The following is a 1,229-nucleotide window of genomic DNA, read 5'->3' on the forward strand; positions in this document are numbered from 1 at the left end:
CTACAGGCCAGCACCCCACCACGACGTCGGAAAGACCACCAGACGGGAACTCACCATGACCGCCCACCAGCAACAGAAAGGTTAAAAATCAAGCTTAGAGGGTGTTTGAAAAGGATCAGGATGGGGAAACTGGGGGTGTCTGAAGCCTCGCGTGGGGGAGGCTGGTGATGGCTGAGCGGCGCCGGTATCCGACTGATCTGTCCGATGCCGAATGGGAGCTGATCGCTCCGTTGATTCCCGATCCCGAACCCGGTGGCCGGCCGGTGGCGCATGAACGCCGGGAAATCGTGAACGCGTTGGCGTACTGGATACGGGCCGGATGTTCCTGGAGGCTGCTGCCCCATGATCTGCCGCCCTGGCAGACGGTCTACTACTACTGGCGGCGGTGGCGGATCGAGGGCCGCTGGGAGCAGATCCTGGCCCGGCTGCGGGAACGTGACCGCACCGGTGGTGGCCGGGACCCGACCCCGGGGGCGGGGATCGTGGACAGCCAGAGCGTCCGGGCCACCGACGGGGGTGGGCTGCACGGCTACGACGGGGCCAAGAAAGTCAGTGGTATCAAGCGACATCTGCTCGTCGACACCACCGGGACCGTGCTGGTGGCCTGCGTCAGCCCGGCCAGCGTGGACGACCGTCAGGCAGCCATGGTTCTGCTGTCCCGGGCCTGCGACACCTGCACCCGGCTCGGGCATGTGTGGGCCGACCAGGGCTACCGCGGACAGCAGTTCCGCGACTGGGCCCAGAGCGCGGTCGATATCGGCGTCGAGATAGTGTCCCGCCGCGACGGTGGATTCCGGTCCACCTGGGCCCGGGCCGGGGACCCCCCACGGCAGGTGCCGATGTTCGCGGTGGTACCCCGCCGGTGGGTGATCGAGCGGACGTTCGCCTGGCTGGTCAAATACCGCCGCCTGTCCAGAGATTACGAATACCTGGCCGCCACCTCCGAGAACGCGATCTACCTGGCGATGAGCATGATCCTGCTGCACCGCCTCACTGGGAGGCGACCCTGACCCTTTTCAAACACCCTCTACTGTGGGGCTCCAGAATCCCGATTTGGCCTGTGAGCTGGCCTTTTGCGGTTGATGCGGTCTTCGGCGGGAGGTGTCAGGCGGCGTTACGATATTCGCTGATCAACCCTGGTCGGGTCGCCCGGGGGGATCGCACCCCCGGGCTCCCACAGAACGGAGCGTGAACCTCTCGGTTCACTCCGCTCTTCTCACCGTGATCCG

At 65.7% G+C, this 1,229-nt stretch carries 1 protein-coding gene; it reads left to right on the forward strand.

Annotated features, from left to right (window positions below; all coding sequences use genetic code 11):
• The first annotated feature begins 167 nt into the window (after window positions 1-167).
• On the forward strand, window positions 168-1,010 hold the full coding sequence (locus B056_RS0111415) for an IS5 family transposase (RefSeq protein ID WP_018501993.1): 843 nt from the start codon (window positions 168-170) through the stop codon (window positions 1,008-1,010).
• Window positions 1,011-1,229 lie beyond the last annotated feature (219 nt).

It is taken from the genome of Parafrankia discariae, from assembly GCF_000373365.1.
Classification (GTDB): domain Bacteria; phylum Actinomycetota; class Actinomycetes; order Frankiales; family Frankiaceae; genus Parafrankia; species Parafrankia discariae.

What these genes read in the sequence shown, in the direction of transcription:
- B056_RS0111415 (WP_018501993.1), top strand. Translation starts at nt 168, where the DNA reads ATGGCTGAGCGGCGCCGGTATCCGACTGATCTGTCCGATGCCGAATGG.